This is a genomic window from Hymenobacter bucti (assembly GCF_042681145.1).
In the GTDB taxonomy this organism is placed as follows: Bacteria; Bacteroidota; Bacteroidia; order Cytophagales; family Hymenobacteraceae; genus Hymenobacter; species Hymenobacter bucti.
This window is the reverse complement of the sequence record NZ_JBHUFD010000019.1, coordinates 146,134-167,648: the sequence shown is the minus strand read 5'-3', so window position 1 is coordinate 167,648 and position 21,515 is coordinate 146,134. Positions and strand designations below refer to the sequence as shown.

Annotated in this window: 10 protein-coding genes and 1 pseudogene; 2 read left to right on the top strand and 9 right to left on the bottom strand. The window is 58.5% G+C overall.

Features of this window, described 5'->3' with window-relative positions; translation table 11 throughout:
* Positions 1 to 56: 56 nt before the first annotated feature.
* From ACFSDX_RS24435 to ACFSDX_RS24395, 9 genes are all read right to left on the bottom strand, one after another.
* Positions 57 to 2,015, bottom strand: a complete 1,959-nt coding sequence (locus ACFSDX_RS24435) for a glycoside hydrolase 5 family protein (protein WP_382318489.1) — start codon at positions 2,013 to 2,015, stop codon at positions 57 to 59.
* Positions 2,016 to 2,122: 107 nt separating this feature from the next.
* The gene (locus tag ACFSDX_RS24430) at positions 2,123 to 4,783 is read right to left on the bottom strand and encodes a glycoside hydrolase family 3 C-terminal domain-containing protein (protein ID WP_382318487.1); all 2,661 of its coding nucleotides are present in this window, start codon (positions 4,781 to 4,783) and stop codon (positions 2,123 to 2,125) included.
* 101 nt (positions 4,784 to 4,884) lie between these two features.
* The gene (locus tag ACFSDX_RS24425; protein ID WP_382318485.1) at positions 4,885 to 6,279 is read right to left on the bottom strand and encodes a right-handed parallel beta-helix repeat-containing protein; all 1,395 of its coding nucleotides are present in this window, start codon (positions 6,277 to 6,279) and stop codon (positions 4,885 to 4,887) included.
* A 38-nt stretch (positions 6,280 to 6,317) separates the two neighbouring features.
* Positions 6,318 to 7,829 (bottom strand): GH39 family glycosyl hydrolase, encoded by a 1,512-nt coding sequence (locus ACFSDX_RS24420; protein WP_382318483.1) that lies wholly within the window; start codon positions 7,827 to 7,829, stop codon positions 6,318 to 6,320.
* A 221-nt stretch (positions 7,830 to 8,050) separates the two neighbouring features.
* Complete coding sequence (locus ACFSDX_RS24415; protein WP_382318481.1) at positions 8,051 to 9,550, bottom strand: RagB/SusD family nutrient uptake outer membrane protein; 1,500 nt, start codon at positions 9,548 to 9,550, stop codon at positions 8,051 to 8,053.
* An 11-nt stretch (positions 9,551 to 9,561) separates the two neighbouring features.
* Entirely contained in the window at positions 9,562 to 12,738 is a 3,177-nt protein-coding gene (locus ACFSDX_RS24410; RefSeq protein ID WP_382318479.1) for a SusC/RagA family TonB-linked outer membrane protein, read from the bottom strand.
* An 85-nt stretch (positions 12,739 to 12,823) separates the two neighbouring features.
* Entirely contained in the window at positions 12,824 to 14,029 is a 1,206-nt protein-coding gene (locus ACFSDX_RS24405) for a glycoside hydrolase family 88 protein (RefSeq protein ID WP_382318477.1), read from the bottom strand.
* Positions 14,030 to 14,058: 29 nt separating this feature from the next.
* Complete coding sequence (locus tag ACFSDX_RS24400) at positions 14,059 to 14,970, bottom strand: PfkB family carbohydrate kinase (RefSeq protein ID WP_382318475.1); 912 nt, start codon at positions 14,968 to 14,970, stop codon at positions 14,059 to 14,061.
* 432 nt (positions 14,971 to 15,402) lie between these two features.
* Entirely contained in the window at positions 15,403 to 18,414 is a 3,012-nt protein-coding gene (locus ACFSDX_RS24395; RefSeq protein ID WP_382318473.1) for a hybrid sensor histidine kinase/response regulator transcription factor, read from the bottom strand.
* A 715-nt stretch (positions 18,415 to 19,129) separates the two neighbouring features.
* Between ACFSDX_RS24395 and ACFSDX_RS24390 the strand changes: the two are divergent.
* Positions 19,130 to 19,264, top strand: a pseudogene (locus ACFSDX_RS24390) (2-deoxy-D-gluconate 3-dehydrogenase); the annotation flags it as partial.
* A 217-nt stretch (positions 19,265 to 19,481) separates the two neighbouring features.
* Complete coding sequence (locus ACFSDX_RS24385; protein WP_382318471.1) at positions 19,482 to 21,512, top strand: DUF2264 domain-containing protein; 2,031 nt, start codon at positions 19,482 to 19,484, stop codon at positions 21,510 to 21,512.
* Positions 21,513 to 21,515 lie beyond the last annotated feature (3 nt).

The following is a 21,515-nucleotide window of genomic DNA, read 5'->3' as shown; positions in this document are numbered from 1 at the left end:
GAAGCGGCCCAACCAGGCTCAATACCCAACAGGCCAGCAGGCTGCGGAAGATGCTATTATTTCTTGCGCAGTGTGAGTACCAGCGCATCATTAGCTCTGATGGATAGCGGCGCACCGGACGGCCTGGGACCATACAAGCTGTCCGTGATTTTCCATCCCTCGCGCAGCCGGGCGGTGGTCACGACATCGGCCGGGTTGTAATTGATGAGAACCACCACTTTCTCGGTGGCGCTGAGCGCATGCTCGGTCACGCCGATGGATGGGTTGGCCTGCGTGAGCACCCGCTCGGCGAGCTGCGGGCGAGCTATTTCGTGGTAAATGTTGGCGTAGGAGGGCTGGCCGGGGTCGAAAGCACCGGGCTGGCCCGCCAGGTTTTGCTCCAGTGGGAAGGTGAGCAGGTAGATACGGCCTTTGCCATAGGCGGTTTGCAGCAGCACCGGGTTGCCGTCAGCCTCGCGGGCCAGTACGGCGGCCTGCTTAGGGTTGATGCTAAGCTTGCGCTCGGCGGCGGCACTAAATTTTAGGCTGTCGCCGAGCAGCTTGGCAACGAATCTGACGTTATCGCGCCGCTTGGTGTTGGTGCGCACCTCCACGCCCAGCGGCTTGTTGAACGTGGGCAGGTAGGCGTCGTCGAGCGACAAGTACAGCGTGGCCCCGCCCTTCACCTTAGCCAGCAGCTTCAACCAATAGTCTTTGCGAAACGGGTCGATGCCCTTCAGCGACGGCAGCAGGTAAAGCGGCGCGTCGGGCAACTCCTGCCCGGCTTTGCTGAACCGGAAGTCGAAGCCGGCCTGCTTGGCCAGCACGAAGCTAGAGTAAGCCACGCCCCAGGTGTCTTGGCCTTCGGTAAGGATGCAGACGGCCTCGGTTTTGCGCGGTGGCAGGGCCAGGAATGGCAATTTGCCAACGAAATTGCTGAACGCTTTCAGCTCGCCCAGCACCGGTTTGGGAGTACGGTCTTCCCTGATGAGCCCGAGCTCGCCTTCCACGGAGGCGTAGTTGTAGGGCGGGTAGGCGAAGCTGAGCTGGTCGTAGGCGCACCACCAGAGCGTGCCCATGCAGTCGTGGACCCAATTCGAAAACAGGGCGGTGCGGGCGAAGGCAGCTTTCTCCTTTTCGCCGCCGGTCATGGGGCCCATCACGCCAGTTTCCTCGGTGAGAGCTGGCTTGCCGCCCAGGTCGCCGTAGAGTCGGGTTTCGGCCGCCGCGTGCAGGATGGTGCGCATCGTGTTGATACCGTCCTGACTAGCGTATTTGGTCCAGAGCGAGTAGGGGTGAGTGGTTAGTACGTCGGTAGTGGCGGCCTGGTCCTCGATGCGCCAGGAGGCGTTGTCCTCGGCGCTGAGGCTGTGCATACCCGAGACCAGGGGCCGGGTCTGGTCCTCGCTTCTGATGGCCCCGGCCAGCACCGCCGACCACACGTAGGCCTGGTGGTGATTGTCAACTTTGCCCATTGCGTTGCACTCGTTGCCAAAGTCCCAGGCCACGATGGCGGGCTGATTTTTAAGCCGACGCACGAACGTAGTGATGAACTTCTGCTGCCACGCCAGTGCCTCCGGGTCAGTGATGACATTGCGGCCTTCCAGCGCCGGCGGCACGTAAAGCTGGCCGCTCATCCAGCCCGTTATCAGGCCCACGACTAGCTTGAGGTTGTACTTCTGGGCCAGCGTCGCCAATACCTCGAAGTGTTGCAGCTGCTCTTCGCTCATGCCCGCGGCCCCCACGCCGGCCGGGGGTAGGGGCTGACCATTGGCCCAGGCAATGTACTTGACGCCTCCCTCGTTGGCGTATACCTTGTGAATGGGCTGAAAATCGGGCCACAGCGGAAACACTCGCAGCACCCGAATGCCATTTTCCGACAGCTGCTTGAAGTCCTGCTCAATCACCTCCGGGCGCCAGTTGCGCCACATGTGCGTACCCGCGTGCGAGGCCCAGTAGTTGCAACCCACTGCAAAAGTGCCCGGCTGCGTCAGCAGCTTCTGCTGCGCCGAAGCAGGGCGACTTAATAGCAGCAAGCAGCCGATAGCCAAATACTTAATTCGGGATGCTAGGAATCTGACTGCTGGCATGTTGTGTAAAAAAGCCGGGGTGGGAACGGAGAAGCTGCGGAGTGCAGTGGAAGCTAGCGTTTCAGGGCTTTGGGGGTGCCGGTGAGGCGCAGCGCCTGCGTGAGAACCTGCCCGGTTCGCGCGCTTTTAGTGGGCTGCCGGCCACCGACCGAAATCGTAAAGGCGTCGGGGTTGAGCACCCGCTGGCCGGCGTCGTCGATGGTCGAAAAGTCGGCCGCCGCGAGCTGGAAGGTGACGGTGCGCAACTCGCCCGGCTTGAGCGTCACGCGCCGGAAGCCTTTGAGCGTGCGCAACTCGGGCTGGTTTTTGCTAGTCGTGTTGGCCAGGTAAAGCTGCACGATTTCGTCGCCCGCCCGCGCGCCGGAGTTGCGGACCGTGGCACTCACTGTCACGGGCTGGCCAAGGGCCGCCGCGGCGGCCACTTTCAGGCCGGAGTAAGTAAAGCTGCTGTAACTCAGGCCGTAGCCGAACTCGTAGAGCGGCTGGCCGGCGAAGTAGCGGTAGGTGCGGCCCTGCATGGAGTAGTTGTCGAAAGCCGGCAGCTGCGTTTCCGAAGTGTAAAAAGTCACCGGCAGGCGGCCGGAGGGATTCACGGCGCCGGTCAGCACGTCGGCCAGCGCGTTGCCAGCCTGCTGCCCGCCGTACCAGGCCTCCACGATGGCCGGTAGGTGCTCGTTTTCCCAGTTCACGGCCACGGCGCTGCCGTTGAGCAGCACCAGCACCACGGGTTTACCCAGCGCTTGCACGGCTTTGATTAAGGCCAACTGGGTGTCCGGGAGCTTGAGTTTGGTGCGGTCGCCCTCGAAAAAGCCGTCCACGGCAAACCCTTTCATGGCCTCGCCCTCGATGCGGGGCGAGAGGCCCATGCACAGCACCACGGCATTGGCTTGCTTGCAGACTTCCACGGCCTGGGCCTGCAAGTCCTGGCCCGGCACTTCCCACTTGAGCTTGACCAGGGGCGCGGCCTTGGAGCTGGCAAAGCGCAGCTCCAGCTTGTAGGTTTTGCCGGCTTCAAGGGTCAGAACTTTGTAGCGCAACTGGGCTTCGTGCTCGTCGTTGATGTCCACCACCGCGCTGTCGTTGAGCAGCAGCTGGCCTTGGTCGTAGCCGTACACGCCCAAACTGTAGCGCCCCGACACGGGAGCCTTGAGGTAGCCGCGCCAGCGCACGCTGAAGTTCTGCCGGTCGAAGCCTTTGACCGGCAAGTCGTTAATCCAGTAGAAGTCAACGGTCTTGTCTACCCGGCTGAGGGTAGGTTGGCCCTCGAACTTGTTGTTGGGAAAGTACTCGGCGGTGAGGCCGTGCACGTTGGCGGCGGCCGTGGTGAACAGGTAGTCGGTGGGCACTAGGTTCAGCGAGGGCACCTCGGCCGTGTGGCGGCTGCCTTTGGCGTAGAGAATTTTGGTATTAGGCAGGCGGGTGCGCAGGCCGGCCAGCGGCGTCACCACCCGCGAGGGAAAGCCGTGGTAGTTGGCCAGCGGCACTTCCTCGTCGTCCGCGTTTGGGCCCACCACGGCCAGAGTTTTGATAGTTTTGGCCAGCGGCAGCGTGTTGTTCTCGTTTTTCAGCAGCACGATGGACTTCTGCGCCGTTTCCAGCGCCAGCCCCACGTGCGCCGCCGACTCCACCGTCGAGTAAGGAATGCGGGTGTAGGCATTCTCCTTGGGGTCGTCGAAGAAGCCGAGCTTGAAGCGGGCCGTGAACAGGCGCTCAAGCGCCACGTCCAGCTCGGCCTCGGTCACCAGCTTCTGCGCCAGGGCTTTATCGAGGGCGTTGAAGGTGCTGCCGCACTCCAGGTCCACGCCGGCCTTGATGGCCAGCGCGACGGCCTGCTCGGGAGTGGGCACCACCTCGTGCGTGCCCTTTTTGTGGAACATGCCCACCGCCCCGCAGTCCGTCACGATAAAGCCGTTGAAGCCCCACTGCTGGCGCAGCACGTCGTGCAGTAGGAAAGTACTGCCGCAGCAGGGCTCGCCGCGAAAGCGATTGTAGGCGCACATCACCGAGTAGGCTTTAGCGTCCTGAATGCAGGTTTTGAAGGCCGGCGTGTACGTCTGGTAGAAGTCCCGGTCGCTGACCACGGCGTCGAACCGGCTGCGCGAGGCCTCTGGGCCGCTGTGCACGGCAAAGTGCTTGACAGTGGCAATGGCCTTGAAATATTTCGGGTTGTCGCCCTGAATGCCCCGGATAAAGGCCCCGGCCAGTTGGCCCGTCAAGTAGGGGTCCTCGCCGTAGGTTTCCATGCCGCGGCCCCAGCGCGGGTCGCGGAAGATGTTGATGTTGGGCGTCCAGAAGTTCAGGCCCTGGTAGATGCCCCGTTTGTCGGCGCGGGAAAACTGCTCGTACTTGGCCCGCGCCTCGTCGGAAATGGCGGCGGCCACGCGCCCGGCCAGGGCGGGGTCGAAAGTGGCCGCCAGGGCGATGCTTTGCGGGAAGACAGTGGCTTTACCGGCGCGGGCCACGCCGTGCAGGCACTCGTTCCACCAGTTGTAGGCCGGCACCTTAAGCCCCGCGCTGTCGATGGCCGTGCTGGTGTACATAAGCAGCTTGATTTTCTGCTTCAGCGTGAGGCGGCTCACCAGGTCTGTCACCCGTTCCTCGGTACTGAACTTCGGATTCAGATATTTTGGTGAGTCAATGGGCGGGCAGTAGGCCGAGGCCATGAATACGCCAAGGAGCACAGCCAAGCAGCGCAGCGGATGAAGCAGTTTCATAGCAGTGAGGAAAGAGGCAGCCGGTTCAACCAGTCAAAGTTGCCGACGGAGGCTTGGCAGTGACTTGCAGTAGGATGCAAGCCCGCTATGGGTTGTCTTGGCTACTGCTCGTAAGCGCCCCGGTCGCGCCCCGCGCCCTGAGGCCGCTTCCTGCCGGTGAGGTCGGTGGGCTGGGGCAGTTCGTTGCCGCCCGAGTCCCGGGCCGCACTGCCGGGCACCAGCCGGAAATCAGCTTTGCTTAAATCAATCTGGGCATTTATAAACTTAGGGTCGGCCACGAGGTCGTGGGGGCCGGTCATCACCTGCTGGGCGTCGGGGTAGAGGTTGTAGTCCCAGCGCACATTGATATTGCGGTTATTACTGGTGACTTTGCCGCTGGCCTTGGGCACGATGATGTTGTTGAGAATTATCACGTCCTCGGACCGGTTGGCAAACAGCTCCTCGTAGCCAACCACCTGCCCGTTCCAGTAGGTGGTGTTGTTAATGATGTCGACGTGCTTGGTACGGAAGGTGTGAATGCCCGAGCCGCCGTTGTGGGCGCTCACGTTGTTGGCAATCAGGGCCCGGCCCTTCCATTCCGGCCGCTTGAACTGGGGGGCCTCAGGCTTAGGGATGGCGTTCACCGGGGCGTCGCCGTTGGGGTTGGTAGCAGCTTCGGGCTTCACGACGGCGTCGCCATTGGGATTGGTAGCGCCGGGCGAGGCCGTGGGTTGGTCCGTCACATCAAGCAGAATGCCGTTACCGTCGCTGAGTTTGCCAATTCTATCCCACGGCACCATGGTCTTGTTGTTCCACACTTGATTGCGCTGGATGACGATGTGGTAACCCGGGGCGTCGTCGAAGGCCCAATTATTGAGCAGCGTGATGCCCGAGCCGCCGTAGCGCATAAACCAGGCGTTGTCGTACACCTGGCAGTCCTCGATGGTGAGGTAATCGATTTCCAGCCCCGTGATGCCGCCGCCGGCACATTTGGCTACCACGCAGCGGCGAATAATGGCGTGGTGGGGCTTGGCCTCGGGACTGGCTTTACGGCCGTCAAAACAGATGCCGTTGGTGTTGAAATAGGGGTTGGCTTTAGGGTTTTTGGAATCAGCCAAGGCGTCTTCCAGCTTGATGGCGTCGTTGTTGCCGCGTATAGTCAGGCCCTCAAATACCTGATACGAAGCCCGGATTTGAATGCCGGTCCAGCCGACGGGTCGGATTTCGGGGCGCTGGCCGGGAGCGGCTTTCCAGGTAATCCAGGCGTCGGGTTGTCCGGAGCGCTCCACCGACACCACGGCCCCACCGTCGCCGATGTTATCATTGGTGTAAGTACCGTTACCGATGAGCACCACGTCGCCGGGGTTCACCACATTGGCAGCCTTTTGCAGGCTGCGGAAGGCCGTTTTCTGGCTCTTGCCGTCGTTATTATCACTGCCGGTGCCGGCCACATACCAGGTTGCGGCAGCTGCCGGCCTGAGCAGGAAAAATAGGAATAGAAAAAAGAGATGTTTCATCGTGAGTGGTCCGGAAGCAAAATCGAGGAAGCAATACATTACAGCATGGGTACCAGGCTTTTGTCGGCAATTAAAATGGGAGAGTCGTAAATAGGAATACCGGTGAACGTGTACACCTCGCCGGCTTTTTTCCACTGAGTGGCCGGAATTTCATATACCCCGCCCGTGAGGATGTCCACGTACACAGGCTGGTTGAAATTGCCATTGCGCAGGGTCAGGGTGCGGAGCCGGGTTTTGTTGGACTCGCTGGGAATGTAGTCGTCGGCCCAGATGGTGAAAACCTGCTTCTGTGTGCTAGCATGCCGGTAGCCATACACGGCCACGCCGCGGTCGGTATCCAGGTTGTACACCACATCCTGCGCATTCTGAGGGGCATAATCCAGGTTGTGCCGGAATTCCACCTTCGCGATGCGCCGCAGGGAATGGTCGAAGACGGCGGTGACGTGCTGGATGGCGTAATAAGCCATTTTAGGTCTGGTGACCCGCTTGGTAGAATCTGACTTGAGAAGGCCCTTGTAGTTGAGTCGGTTAATGGGGCCGTTGGTATAGGCCATCTCAACGATGCCGAATACGCTCGACTCAATGTCGTGCCCTAGGTCGCCGAGCATGCGGCGGGTGTCCCACTTGGCTTGGGTCAGCTCGCTCCAGTCGTAATCCCACAGGGCTCCGCGCCCGCTGCCGCCGGCCGAGGGGCAGCCGTTTTCGCCCTGCCGCAGGGGCATGATGGGGGCGTACCTGTGCAGGATTTCGCGTAGCGCCAGCACCTTGGGGTAGTGGGAGTCGGGGTTGTAGGTGTAGTCGTGGTAGGTGATGTTGTCGAAAAGTTTGAGTTTGCCTTTCTGGGCCATAATCTTAAAAAATGCCTCGGCGTAGGCCAGGTCGATGTGGCCGAGGGCCAGGCCCGACACCTTGGCGGCGGGCTGCACGCGCTTGATGATGTCGATGGTGCGGATGTGCAGAGCCGCGCACTTGGCGGGCGTGTTGTCCAGGTTGTCACCAAAGTTGGGCTCGTTCCAAATTTCCCAGTCCGTTACCTTGCCCTTGTAGCGGGTCACCAAGGCTTCTACCCACTGGTCCCAGGCGGCCAGGGCCTCGGGCGAGGTGGGTACGCCCGCACCTAGATTGGAGCCGCCGCCGCCGGGGTAGAGGTGGTTGCCGTAGGAGATTTGGAGCCATGGCCGCAGGCCCCGCCCAGTAGCGTCATTGATGATGTTATCCAGCCAAGTGAAGTCGTATTGGCCCTTTACTTTCTCGGTTTTGTCCCAGCCGGCCTGCATGCGCAGGCGCTTGATACCCAGGGGCGCGAGGTAAGTTTTGTACTGCTCGTAGTCGGCAAAGTCGCGGTCTAGGGTTTCGCAACCCAGCAGCCAGTTCGAAGACTGGATAACGTTAGCGGGGCGCGGCTTCACCGTGCCCAGGCGGGGCAGGTCTATCACCAGGTCTGTCTTTATTTCGCTACTGTGGGCGACGAGTTGCTGTGCCCTCCCGCGGAGGCTGCCGACGGCCAGCAGTATGAGTAACACGCTCCAGTTCAGCCAGCTTCTTTTCATGCAGTCGAATAGGTCGGTGCCTAGGGTAAAAGTTTGAAGAATGTATGCACAAGCTAGGCCTGCCCAACAACGCCACTGCAGGGTTGCAAGGGCCAGCAAAGTCCCACCAAAGCTGCCCCTTTGCAACCTGCTCCGCCGGCTGATTCGCTCCGACCCGCTACAGAGGTTTTTGGTGCGGCAGCGCTGCTGGGCAGGCCTAGCCTGAGCATCTAGTAACCGCGTTAATAGCCGGGATTTTGTGAAAGCTTAGCGTTCAGGTCAGTCTCGCGCTGAGGCACCGGATACAGGTTCTGAAAGGGTTGGATGGTAAAGCCCTTGGCCTGCATCACAGGTACGTAGCGGTTAGTGCGGATGAGGTCGGGCCAGCGTTGGTTCTCGAAGGCCAGTTCCACGCGGCGCTCCTGCTCGATGGCGAGCTTGGTATCGGCCTGCGTTAGGGTGAGGGACTTAGCAGGTAGGCTGACCCGGGTCCGGATGCGGTTGAGTTGAGCAATGGCAGCGCTGGTCTGGCCTTGCTCGTTGAGGGCCTCTGCGTAAAGCAGGATTACATCGGCCAGACGCAGGATGGGGAAGTCTACATCGGCGTCGCCGTTTACTGCGCCCTGCTGGCGGAATTTAACCACGTAGCGACCCGGGGCACTAGCGGTATTGCTGAGTGGGTAAGTTTCCAGCAAGGAGGCTGCTTTGCGCGGGTCACCCGTTTCAAAGGCGTTGGTTAGGTCAGCCGTGGGCGTATTGAAGCCGCCGCCACCGCCGCCGTTGGTGCCCAGCATAAAGCCCGAGCCGACGGGCGCCCAGTTTGACCATACGTCGCTGCCCTGCGTAACGCCCACGCCCCCGGAGGAACCTACGGCACTGGCCCCCTGCGCTAGCAAGCCTGACTTGTACTGCACCGCAAAAAGATACTCGGTGTTGGCCGTGTAGGTAGTAGTCGCCGCAAACACGGCAGGGAAACTGGCCATCAGCGACCTTCCCGAATTGGCATTGACATCCTGCAGCACCGGCAAGGCTTTGGTGTAATCCCGCATTTGCATGTACACCTTGCCCAGCAGGGCTTTGGCGGCCCATTGCGAGGCCCGTCCGGCTTCGGTAGCGGGAATGGCAGCAATGGTCGGCAGCTTGGCCGCCGCAATAGTCAGGTCGTCGATGATAAGCCGGTAAACATCCGCCTGCGGTGAGCGGGGTACGTTAGCCGTGGCATCGGGGCCGGCCACCGGCTCGGTAATAAGCTGCACGTCGCCGAAGAGCCGCACCAAGTTGAAGTAGTACAGGGCCCGCAAGAACCGGGCTTCCCCCTCGAAACGGTCTTTATCAACCTGCGTAAGGGTGGCGTCCGGCAGTTTTTGAATGATTGGGTTAAGCCGCCCGATGGCGAGGTAGTGGTCACGCCAAGCGTCCTGAACAGCCGTATTACTTTTTGTAAAGAATAAGTCGTCAATCTCGAAGATAGAGTTATTGACGGGCTGGCGAGTTGCGCCGAAAGTGGTGTTGTCGGAGGCAATTTCTTCCAGCACCATCAACGCGCCCGAGCCGCTGGCGTAAACGCCAGGCAGTTTCAGACCGGCGTAGCCGCCAAGCAATGCATTGTAAAAATCCGACCGAGTTTGATAGAAAACAGTGGTGGTGCGGGTTGACTCCGGCAGCTGGTCCAGAAAGCTGCTGCAGGAAGTCAGGCTCAGGCCGAGGCCCAGGGTTAGGGTAAAATAGTATTTCGAGTTCATCGGAGTAAGGATTAGAAGGTGGCGTTGAGGCCGACGGTGATGACACGGGACACGGGGTAGGTGCCGAAATCGACGCCCAGTGCCCGCTGGTCATTGCCGGCGTTACCCACTTCGGGGTCATAGCCAGGGTAATCCGAGAAGGTGAACAGGTTAGTGCCGGTTACATTCAGGCGCACAGACTGCATGCCCAGGCGCTTGACCACGGCCGGCGGCACCGTGAAATTGAGCACCACGTTGCGGATGCGCAGGTACGAACCATCGAATACGTAGAGGTCGCTGAACAACGTGTTGTTGTTACGGCCACCGCGAATGGCGCGGCCCCAGTGGCCATCACCGGGCTGCTCTGGGCTGCGCCAGCGCCGGTCGTTTACGTAAGTGGTGTTGTTAACTGTGCCCGTATTGTTAAAGGCGAAGAGGGCGTTGTAAATCTTGTTGCCAACCACCGCGTTGGTAAAGATGTCCAACGAGAAAGCCTTGTAAGTGAAGTTGTTGTTGAAGCCCAGCGTGTACTTGGGCAGTGGGCTACCCAACACGGCTCGGTCATCGTCGTTTACCGTACCGTCGTTATTTGTGTCGGCCCATTTCACGTCGCCAGCGCGGGCGAAGGGCTGCTTGCCGTACTCCGAGGCTTCCTTGTCACTTTGAAACACGCCAATGGCTTGCCGTCCGTAGAAGGAGCCAATAGGCTGCCCAACCTGCGTAATGTTGGTATTGCCGCGGCCGCCGGTGTTACCGAAAATCTTGTCGGCGTCGGTGCTCATCTCCAGCACGCGGTTCTGGTTGAAGGAAATGTTAAAGTTGGTACTCCAACCGAAGTTGGGCGACACAATATTTTGGGTGCCTAGCGCAAACTCCAGTCCCCGGTTACGCACGGCGCCCAGATTCACGGTGGCCGTGGTCAGGCCCGTAGCCGCGGGCGTTTGAATTTCGAACAGCATGTCGCGGTTCACCCGGTTGTAAGCATCGGCAGTCAGCGTGATGCGGTTCTTAAACAGGGCTATGTCGAGGCCCAAGTTGAGCTGCTCCATGGCTTCCCAAGCCAAGTTGGGGTTAGCAAACGAGTTGGGACTCAAGCCTGTGGCGTTTGCGTCGCCAATAATGTAGTTGGTCGAAGTCAACTGCGACAGGAAGCGGTAGTTGCCAATGTTATTATTACCCGTCAAACCGTAGCCTACTCTAAACTTAAGGTCATTAATAGCGGGCACAACCTTCATGAAATTCTCTTCGGTGAGGCGATAAGCAAACGAGGCCGAAGGAAAATTGCCCCAGCGATTGTTGGGTCCAAACTTCGAAGAGCCGTCGCGCCGGATGGTGGCCGTGAACAGAAAGCGCCGGTACAGCGTATAGTTGACCCGCGCTAGGTAGGACATGAGCGTTTCGCGACCAATGGTTTCGCCACCGCCGTTCACCGTGCCGCCGTTGATGTTGGGCAGCAAATCGTTGGCAAAATTGGCCGCGCTGGCGGCCAGCCGGTTGGTGTAGAACTTTTGGAAGGTGACGCCCGCTACCACATTCAGCACGTGGTTGTCCGAGAAAGCCTTGTTATAGGTCAGGGTATTTTCGTTGGCCCAACTGGTATTCAGTTGGTTATAAGCGTTGGCCGAAGCCGCCTGGGTGTAGTTGCTGCCGCCGGCCAGGGTGGAGGGCACAAACACGCGGTACTGGTTCTGAAAAATGTCACCACCGATAGTGGTGCGCAGCTTCAGGTCGCGCAGGATGTCGTACTCGATGTACGAGTTGGCCAGCATGCGGAAGCTGTTGTTGGTATTGTTGTACTCGTCGGCAATGCGCAGTGGGTTCTTGATGTCAATCTGGTTATCACCGTCCTGATAAGTATAATTGCCGTCGGCATCACGGGGCTGCAAGTGGGGCGAAATGCCCATGGCGGCCTGAATCACACCATAAGCGGCGTAGTGCTCAGCAGTTTGCAGGCGCTTTTGAGTGGAGTAGGTTGGCAGCAGGCTAACGCCCACTTTGATTTTGTCGTTGAGGCGCGAATCCAGGTTAGCTTTAAAGTTGAAGCGCCGCAGATACGTATTGATGACCGTACCCTCCTGACTGAAAAACCCACCGCTGACGCTGTACTTTAACGCATCGGTGCCGCCGCTGAGCGTCGCTTTGTAGTTGGAGATGGGCGCGGTCCGGAAAATCTGGTCTTGCCAATCCGTTCCTTCGCCCAAGGCCGCAGGGTTCGATAAGGCCGCTGGAATGTCGTAGTTACCGCCAGGGCGCACAGCGTTGCTGTCGGTAATCCGAGGCGTGAAAGTGGGGGTGCTTGGCGTATTGTCGAGGTAGCCCGCGTTGCGGCCGTCAATGGTGTATTGCGCAAACTCTTGCGCGTTCATCATCTCGATGCGCTTGACCACCTGCTGCACCCCGCCATAAATTTCCAATCCTACCCGAGACTTGCCCAACTTGCCACGCTTGGTCGTGATAAGAATGACACCGTTGGAGCCGCGCGAACCGTAAATGGCCGTAGCCGAGGCGTCCTTGAGCACGTCTAGCGACTCGATGTCGCGGGGGTCGAGGGCGTTGAGCGGGTTGGAACCGTCGGCGTTGCTCACGGGGAAGCCGTCAATCACAACAAGCGGCTGTGCCCCGCCGGTGATGGAACTCACGCCGCGGATAAGGATATTGGGGCTGCCGCCGGGCTCGCCCGAGGTAGTGGCAATCTGCACGCCCGCTACTTTGCCCTGTAGCGCCTGGTCCACGCTGGACACGGGTAATTTTTCAATTTCATCGGCTTTCACACTTGCGACCGAGCCGGTCAGGTCCTTACGGTTCTGGGTACCGTAGCCCACCACTACCACCTCGTCCAGGGCCTTGTTATCGGCGGTCAGTTTCACATTCAGGGTGGTTCCGCTCACGGCTACTTCCCGGCCCTTGAAGCCGACGGAGCTGAACACCAGCACCGCATTATCGGGCACGGTCAGCGTGAATCGGCCATCTGTATCAGTGGCAGTCCCATTACTAGTACCTTTCACCAGCACAGTTACGCCGGGCAAGCCTTCGCCTTCCTCCTCGCTCGTCACCCGTCCCGTGACGGTAATGTCAGCAGTGGAGCGAGTCTGTACTGTGAATGGCGGCCGGAAAATCGCTCCCTGTGCGGAGCTTAGGCTCAGTGCCGGTAGCAAGAGCAACGGTCCGGCTGCTCGACGAAGCAAGAGAAATTGTAATGGTGCAGACATGGTGGGACTTGTTAAGTGGTAAAAGTGAGGTAGTTATTTCAGCCGGCCATTGTGCTTTAAGGTAGCTGGAAGCGATTGAGCTATTCTATAATTGATAAGCCGGTTGCTTGCGCAGCTTGTCGTAGCGGAGTAGGGCTTCCAGGTAGTAGTAGTCGGCGTAGACCAAGGGCACATCCACTTCGGATTTGCCCGGCTTATTTCCCACCGAGTGTTTGAGCAGAAAGTTGTTGTTCTCGCCCAGCTTGGCCCGGTACGCCGGGCTGCTTAAGCTGGTGAGCATGGCCACAGCCGCTTGGTAATAGGGCTTGCCATCCTTACCCAGATAGGTACACAGTTCCAGCAGGCCCGAAGCGGCTACTGCCCCGGCGGAAGCGTCGCGCTCCTCTTTGGGAATACCCGGGGCGTTGAAATCCCAGTAGGGAATCTTATCAACGGGCAGATTCGGATGCTTTAGGTAGAAATCGGCAATGCGGCGGGCGTGTTGTAAATACTTAGGGTTTTTGGTTTCGCGGTACATCACCGTGTAGCCGTACATCCCCCAGGCCTGCCCCCGGGCCCAAGCCGACGCATCGGCCGCGCCCTGGGCGGTGATGCGGGCCAGCACCTTACCTCTCGGCGCGTAGCACACCACGTGATAGGAGCTATGATTGGGCCGGAAGTGGTTTTTGAGCGTGTTGTTGGCGTGCGAGACACAGAGGTTGTAGAGCTTTCTATCGCCCGACACCTTCGCGGCCCAGAATAGGAGTTCCAGGTTCATCATGTTGTCGATGATGACCGGGTAGTTATAGCCTTTGAACTCGTTCCAACTCTTAATTACCCCGTACTCGGGGTGGAAGCGCGTGGCCAGTGACTTGGCTCCGGTAAGCAGAATGGGTCGGTAGGCCGGGTTTTTGGTGAGCCGGTAGCCGTTGCCCAGCGGGCAATAGAGCATGAAGCCTAGGTCGTGGGTTTCGGTGTTGTGCTGCTGCCCGGCCACGGCCATGCTCCAGCGGTCGGCGGCGGCTTTCCACTTCGGGTCTTTTGTTTGTTCGAACAAGTACCAGAGCGAGCCCCCGAAAAAGCCGCTGCACCACCACGAAGCGTCCCGGTTGCCCATCGAGCCGTCGGGGTTGCTGGATTGGGGAAACTGCTTCGTATCGGAGTGGGTTTGCAGCATCAGTTCGTACTGCTGGGCCGCTAAAGCAAATTCTTTTGTCACGTCAAGCGACGCGGCCGGGCGCACTGACTGGCTTTGCGCCAGCAAAGGCCCGACCAGCAACAACAGAAACAAAAGGCTGAACTGTTTATACATACAAGGTGCTTGTCAACAAAGGGTAGCGTTTAATTCAAATCAGCAAACCAAGTAGAATGCAGTCGGGAGTGCGGGTTGGTTTCGAGGATAATAGACGAAGCTATTGTGCGTTGGCGGGCCACTTCGGTACCCTCAGCACAAGCCCGGTTCAAGCATTCAACTGGTGGCTGGTCTTGGACCCAGCTAGCTAGCAGTCCCGCCAGAAAACCGGCACCATAGCTCTCCAAGTCTTTGATGGTGGCATCGAAATCTGCGCTGTGCCACCAAGTCCCGCCTTGATAAAGCGAGGCGCTAATCGTCCCGCGGGTTAGGCACACTGCTTGCAAACCGTACTTTTTAGCTAGCCAAGGCACAGCTACCTCGGCAGGGGCGGGTTGGCCCTGCCAGGCCATGATTTCAGCTAACTCAGCTTCATTCAGCTTGACCAAGTCAGCCTGTTTCAGCAAGTACTTGACTACCTCGTGAGAGCAATGGGCGGCATGCAGGTTTACGTCCAGCACCTTAAAAGGCGCGTGTGGCAAAAGCCGGTACAATGTTTCGCGGCTCACCGGGCTGCGGGCCGCCAGCGTACCGTACACTAACATCTGACTCTGGGCCACGGCCTTGCACAAGTCCTCCGTGTAGGGCATGTAGTCCCATGCCAGAGGCTGCACAATCTTATGACGTTTTACCCCGTCGGCCGGCTCGGGCGACTTCACAAATCCGGTCAGGTGAGTAGCACTAAGTTGCACTAAAGCCGGGTCGAGGCCGTAGGCTGTCAGTACCGCCAGGAGTTTATGGCCCAACTCATCATCGCCCACGCGGGTGATGAGCTGCACGGGCTGCCCCAGTTGCTGCAGGTGCAACGCTACCCGGCACGGCATGCCACCGGGCCGGTGGCCGCCGGCCAACAGGTCCCAGAGGGCTTCTCCAAAGCAGACGATGGCAGCAGATGAAATCATGAGTGGCAGCGGATTTCAACAAAGGTCTGTTGTCCACTAGCGTCTGTGCGCGCTGTTTTCGCACAAAATCCATCACTATTCCTTCACCTGCAATATTTATTATAACAAACTAATTTTCAATATTTAACCACACGGCTTGCGTTGGCAAACAAGGCCGTTTTATCAATTTTGTATCACTTATCCCAAATTTGTGCGCGCATGATGGACGCTGCTCGGCCCGAGGGTCGGGGAAATGAGCGGGAGAGCAATTTCCCTTATAGACAGTTTGCTATCCAAGGCTTTAATAGAGTAAGGCAAGTAACCGCTCACCCACTCTAATTTTGTTGAATTCACTGCACGAATTCAGTACTTACAGGCCTCAGGGGTAGAGTTTGCTTTGCAAGGAATTTTTCCAACATACGAAGGCGCTATGGATGTGGCGCTGACACGCGCTTAGCTCTCGGCAGTGGGCTGTAGCGCTCGAAATTCTGAAGGCGACACCTGGTATTTAGCGCGAAAAGTTGCGGCGAAATAAGAAGGGGATGAGAAGCCGAGTTCATACCCTACTTCCGCAATAGTTAGCGAGTCATCCAGCAGCAGCTGGCGGGCCTTAGTTAGGCGAATGTTCTGAATGTGCTCGGTGAGGCCCGTGCCCAACAGCGCCTTAACCTTGCGGTAAAGCTGCATGCGCGACAGGTTCAGGCTGCGGCCCACGTCATCCACGCTTAGCTCGGGCCGGCTTAAGTTGGCTTCGATAATCGCCGTCAAATCAGTTAGGAAGCGCTGGTCGGGGCGGGTAGGGGCCACCGTCGTTTTGTCGAGATTCAGTTCCCGGCGGAAGTGTTCGCGCTGCCGGGCGCGGTTGGCCAGCAGCGTGCGAATGCTTTCCAGTAAGAAGGCCGGGTTGAAGGGCTTGGTCAGGTAAAGGTCGGCGCCGGCCTGCACCCCTTCGAGCTGCTGCTCAGGAGCCCCACGGGCCGTGAGCAGCACCACGGGAATATGTGAGGTGCGCCAGTCTTCACGCAGGCGCGCCACTACTTCCAGCCCGGTCAGGCCTGGCATCATCACGTCGCACACCACTAGGTCTGGAATCAGGGCAGTGGCCATCTCAACACCCGTGGTGCCGTTGGTGGCAGCCTGCACCTGAAATGCGGGCCGCAGCTTACGCACCAGAAAATCATTCACTTCCGGATTATCTTCAATGACCAGCACCAGCGTATCACTGGCGGACGCATCGACGGTGGGCGCGGCTTCGGTGGGCTGTTCGAACACATCGACCGCGAGCCGGCGCTGCCTTGGCAGCGGGGACTGGTCGGCCTCGGCCGCCAATAGGGGAATAAGGGGCGCGTGCAGCGCTAGGGGCAATTCGCAGGGCAGAGTTAACTCGAACGTGGTGCCCTGTCCGGGTTCGCTTTGCACCGTGAGTTGGCCGTGGTGCAGCCGGGCAAGCCCCAGGGCCAGTGCCAAGCCCATACCCGACCCTTGAGCAGTGCCATCGGCTTGTCCCTGGTAGAACCATTCGAATATATGCGCTTGGTCGCGAGGGCTAATGCCGGGCCCAGTATCGGCTACGCTGATGCGTACCATGCGACCGGCGGCCTTATCTTCGGGTAGCAAGCGCACCACAATCTCGCCGCTTTCCGGAGTGAATTTAAGGGCGTTAGAGAGCAGGTTGAACAGAATTTTATCTAATACGTTCGGGTCGAACCATGCGCTAACTACCGTTGCGGCCGGCAGCCAGTGCAGCCGAATGCCTCGCAATATGGCGGGACGTTCAAACACGTCCACGATTTCGCCCACGAACTCCACCAGGTTGCCTTCCGAGGCCTGGACATTCATTTTGCCTACTTCGATACGGCGGAAATCCATGAGCTGATTGACCAGCTTGAGCAGGCGCTGTGTGTTACGGTGCACCAACCCCAGGTCGTGCCGCTGGGCCGCCGTAAAGCCGGATTTGGTGGCCATCAACTCGTCAATGGGCCCCTGAATGAGAGTAAGCGGCGTACGCAGCTCGTGCGAGAAATTGGTGAAAAAGCGCAGTTTTGCTTCAGTATCCGCCTGAGCCTGAGTAGCCAGGGCTTCAAGTTGATTACGTTGCCGCCGGATTTCTTCGTTTTGCGCAGTCAGTTGCTCATTGATGTGCACATTTCGCTCGTTCTGCGTTTTGAGTTCTTCGTTGATGCGCGCGTTTTCCTCGTTTTGCGCAATCAGCTGCTCATTAATGCGCACGTTCTCTTCATTTTGGGCCTTTAGTTGCGCGTTAATTGATGTATTTTCCTCGTTGCGCTGCGCCAGTTGCTGGTTCAGGTGACGCTGCTGGCGGCCCGACTGCCATGCTTTGGCGGCGAATCCGGCCATGGCCAGCAAGGCTACGAGCAGCCCGATTAGCAAGTTGCGCTGCGTGACATAGTTGGCCTGCAGGTCGTCCATAAGCGTCAATTGGCGCTCGATGTCTTGTTGTTGGCTGGCCAGCCGGTCGGCCTGCTGGCGCATCATGGCCACGTTGGTGGAATCTATAACCGTAATGCCAAGCAAGTTCTCGCGTTCATACGATTCCTTGTTGAGGATGCGCAAAGCCAAGCGCATGGCCTCGGCGCCGCCCGGCAGGTTGCTAATAGAAGCTGCCAGTACTCCGTCCTGCACCAAGCCGATGCCTTCGCCCGGACCGGGCAACCCGTTGACGCCAATGATGCGAATTTGCTTTTCCCTTCCCAGTTCTTTGCACACCCGGTAGGCATCTAGCGCAAGCAAGTCGCTATGCGCAAAAATTAAGTTTGTTTCGGGGTGGGCGCGAAGCAGGGCTTGCAGTTCGGCTTTGGCCGTGAATGATAGCCAATCGCTGGCCACTTTTCCCACCAACTTCATTCCCGGGTATTCTGCCAAACCCTGCGCAAATCCCTCGTGTCGCTTGATGGCGGTTTGATTCCCCAGCCAGCCCTGAAGTTCCACTACCTGGCCTCGTTGGCGCAGCAAACCGGCCGCGCAACGGGCCGCTGAAAGCCCTATTTCCGAGTTAGAGCTGCCCACGTAAGCTGTATAGCGGCGCGAATCAACTGGCTGATTCAGAATGACTACGGGTAAGCCGCGGTCATAAATTTCTTCCACCGCCGCAGCCACCGTAAGTAATTTGGTTTCGCAGGGCGTAACGATGAGCAGGTCGGTTTCCTTTTTGGTAAGCGCTAGAATTTGAGCCTGTTGAAGCTTGATATCGTTTTGAGCATCCAGGGTTGTGAACTGAACTTCCGGGTGAAAGCTTAGCTCGCGCCGCATACCCTCGAGCATCGCCTCGCGCCATTTTCCCACCGAATTGCACTGCGCGAACACAATGCGGTAGGACTTAGCGGACTGTGTGGGGGAACTACAGCCCGCCAGCAGCAACCAAGGCAGCAGCCAATACCCAAACACACGCAGCCATTGGCTCATTGGTATAATATGAAGAGAAGAGGACACAGCCAAAATAACCATAGAGGCAGTGCGGTCAGTAAGATAACTGCTTCACTTCGCGAAGCGGAGTATCTTTTTTTCTGCCTCATAATGAAGAGTATAGTTTATAGGCCTTCCGTTACAAGCAAGTCCTTAATAGGGCTGATATAGTTGAAAACTCAAATTTAATCAAAATAATCTTCAACTAAGCCGGCCTCTCGAATCAGCGGTGAGTGAGCGGATACTTTCGTTAAGCATCGAGTTAACGTGCAGAATCTCTTCTAGCGCAAGCAAAGAACGGGGGCGTCAGAACTCTTGTCTTCAATCGGCCCAAACTGGCCAGGCCGCCAAAGCCATTTAGCGCAGCAATTGCATTAGTCCCGAAGAGAAAAGCAATTGCTTTTCTCACAAAAGCAAGCAGAATTACTCGCTATCATTGTTCATCGCAACTAATTGATTGTTAAAGAGTGATGAGTGGGGCGAACGGTTAAAAAGCTCAATAATATCACTTTTGCATCAAGTATCCCAAAAATGCGCGCAGCCAAAGGGTAGTTGTCGGCATTCAGGCGCTGAAGGCAGTTTTTAAGCCTGTTTTATCTTCTCTACTTTCGCAGGGCAAGCTAGCACAAGCAGCAAGAAAGCTGGTCTGGCTGAGTAAAGGAAGCTTTACCCCTGCTTCACCCGCGGCCGCTGTTTCGGCTATTGCCAGTCCTTATGGTAGGGGTGTTCGCCCGATAACTGAGGCAGTACCGACCTATTGAACCTAATTCCCGCCGGTCGTTGGGGCACGTCCGACGATTTTAAGGGTCCGACGGTTTTCCTGGGCTCGGCGGCTTCCGACTATGTGCACGGCACTTTCCTCACCGTCGATGGTGGCTGGATGGGCCGATGAAAGCAAAGCTAAGGGCTGCTACTTACACAGTCCACCAGTTGATTGCCCCGCTACTTTTTGCCCCTCCCACTCAGTTCCTCCCATGCCGCACCGTCACGCCAGCCACCTGCGCAAGAATTCTTCCACTCAGCACCTCTTGCCAGCTGTTCATTCAGAATTAGGCAACAGGCTAGCGCCTCGGGCATCTGGTCTGTGTCGGTGGGTCGCGCTATGCATCGTGCTCTTTGCCGGACTAGGGCAACCTACCCTAGCCCAGCAACTAGTCGCCTCATCAAATTCAGGTGCCTCAGCGGTCAACCAGAGAGTATTCGAAGTAGTTAAGCCCAATTTTAAAACCAGTCCGCTGACGGGCGTCACGCGCCGGCACTGGCAGGATGCCGCCCGTTACCTGCTTACCGGGGCGTTCAGCTACGTGCACACCCTCGACGACCCGCTGGTTTTTCCCAAGCAACCGGGCCGTACCTACCCCCGCAACGGCGACGCCGCGCAGTTGCGCAACGAAAAGCTCGAAGGCTTGTGCCGGACGCTGTTCATGGCCATGCCTTTGCTTAAAGAAGACCCGAACCTGACCATCAACGGCATCAAGTTGAGTGATTACTACCGCCACCAGTTGAGTCAGATGGTGGACCCAGCCAGTCCAACGTACGTACGACTGCGTCCGAAACAAGAAGGACAGAGCCAAACGCTGGTCGAATTTGGCGGTTTGGCGGTCAGCTTGTTCGCTGCTCCGGAGATATTGTGGGACCCGCTGCCCAAGGCGCAAAAAGATGCTTTGGCCGCCACCATGCTCAGCTACGGCGATGGGCCGACGGTACCGTCCAACTGGCGGTTCTTCAACATTTTCGTGCTGAGTTTTTTCAAAAGCCAGGGCTACGCCGTCAACGAGCCCTTGCTGGACGAGTACCTCAAGCTCTGCCTGGAGGCTTATCGGGGCGCGGGCTGGTACAGCGACAATGGGGCTTACGACTACTACAGCATGTGGGCGTTTCAACTGTACGGCACGCTCTGGTCGCACTACTACGGCCAGCAACACTTGCTACAATACGCCCAACAGTTTGCGGCACACCTGACCGATGCCCGTGACAACTACCCTTACATGTTCGCCCGGAACGGAGAGATGATTATGTGGGGCCGCAGCATGAGCTACCGCTTTGGCTCTGTCGCGCCCTTCCCCCTCATGGGACTCAACCCCGCACCCGGTACCAACTTCGGCTGGTTACGGCGTATTTCTTCGGGAGCGATGCTTCAGTTCTTGCAAAACCCGGATGTGCTGAAGGACCAGGTGCCGACTTTAGGCTTTTACGGACCCTATGAGCCGGCGGTGCAAGCCTACAGCTGCCGGGGCAGCGTGTACTGGCTAGGCAAGGCCTTTCTTGGCTTACTCGTGCCGGCCAGCAGCCCCTTCTGGACCGCTACCGAAAACGAAGGCCCTTGGGCAAAGGAACTTAGACCCGGCACCGTGGCCAACCGCTTTCAGCCGGGCTCCAACATTCTGCTCACCGACTATCCCAACAGTGGCACCGCCGAAATCCGGGCGCGTTGCAACGCCCGCGTGGAAGGCGAGGCTGACCCATATCGGGGCAATGAGAATTACAACCGCCTCAGCTACAATAGTGCTTTCCCCTGGCAGGCCGATGGCCCCAACGGGGAGGTGGCCATGAATTACCTTTTCCAGGACCAACCCCACAAGTGGCACGCCCTGAACCTGTACACGTTCCGGCGCTTTGAAGATGGTGTCTACTACCGCGACGCGGCGCTGGAAACCGACTCCACCATACGCGTGCGCCTGGCCGACATTCCCCTGCCCAACGGCATCTTGCGTGTGGACCAGGTGGCGGGCCCCACAGGGACGCCGTTGCGACTGGGCCATTACGCCCTGCCCGCCCGCCAGGGGCCCATCCGGCGCCAAACGCGGAAAGTAAAGGGGTACACCGTACAGTTACTCGACAATGGGGCGTACCAGTTGGCCCTGGTCCCACTACGCGGCTGGGAATCAGTAAAAGTGTATGAAACTAAAGGGCTGCATCCGGCCAGTTCGGAAAGCGCCGTCATCAACGCCTCCGGTAAGCTCACGGCGCTCCCGGCCCGCCCAACGCTCTACGCGACACTCCTGCTCTGGAAGAAGTCCGGCACTGCCTGGACTGACGAGGAACTGCTGCCCGTCAGTAAGCTCACTTACCCTAAGCAGACTACCAGCGTGCGGGTAGACTTCGCGGATGGCAGTCAACGGAGCGTCAACTTCAAATAATCT

Coding starts and splice junctions, on each gene's coding strand:
- ACFSDX_RS24430 (WP_382318487.1), bottom strand. CDS start 4,783: ATGAAACTGCTTCATCCGCTGCGCTGCTTGGCTGTGCTCCTTGGCGTA.
- ACFSDX_RS24425 (WP_382318485.1), bottom strand. CDS start 6,279: ATGAAACATCTCTTTTTTCTATTCCTATTTTTCCTGCTCAGGCCGGCA.
- ACFSDX_RS24420 (WP_382318483.1), bottom strand. CDS start 7,829: ATGAAAAGAAGCTGGCTGAACTGGAGCGTGTTACTCATACTGCTGGCC.
- ACFSDX_RS24415 (WP_382318481.1), bottom strand. CDS start 9,550: ATGAACTCGAAATACTATTTTACCCTAACCCTGGGCCTCGGCCTGAGC.
- ACFSDX_RS24410 (WP_382318479.1), bottom strand. CDS start 12,738: ATGTCTGCACCATTACAATTTCTCTTGCTTCGTCGAGCAGCCGGACCG.
- ACFSDX_RS24405 (WP_382318477.1), bottom strand. CDS start 14,029: ATGTATAAACAGTTCAGCCTTTTGTTTCTGTTGTTGCTGGTCGGGCCT.
- ACFSDX_RS24400 (WP_382318475.1), bottom strand. CDS start 14,970: ATGATTTCATCTGCTGCCATCGTCTGCTTTGGAGAAGCCCTCTGGGAC.
- ACFSDX_RS24395 (WP_382318473.1), bottom strand. CDS start 18,414: ATGGTTATTTTGGCTGTGTCCTCTTCTCTTCATATTATACCAATGAGC.